The sequence below is a fragment of the Extibacter sp. GGCC_0201 genome (assembly GCF_017566055.1).
Classification (GTDB): Bacteria; Bacillota; Clostridia; order Lachnospirales; family Lachnospiraceae; genus Extibacter.
In genome coordinates this window covers 1-222 of record NZ_JABFCH010000175.1, presented here as the reverse complement: position 1 = coordinate 222, position 222 = coordinate 1, and the positions used below count along the sequence as shown (strand labels likewise).

At 47.7% G+C, this 222-nt stretch carries 1 pseudogene; it reads left to right on the top strand.

Features of this window, described 5'->3' with window-relative positions:
- Positions 1-222 (top strand): annotated as a pseudogene (locus HJV72_RS19165) (MerR family transcriptional regulator); the annotation flags it as partial.

Sequence of the window (222 nt, the reverse complement as noted above, 5' to 3'; positions counted from 1 at the left end):
AGTTGAAAGCGATTAAAACTGCGCTGGCAAAATCCCTTCAGGACGGTAAGGTGATTATTCCCAGTGAGGTCCTGGAAGAGGATGTAATTGCCGCATTGAAAGAAACAGGTATAGGAGAGCAGGACATGAAAGAGCAGAAAGGGAATGAAAACAAGAACGGCGAAAAACGGGCAGATGAAAAAGTAAAGGATGGACAAGCAGGTGAGGGCGGTGGAGAGGCCG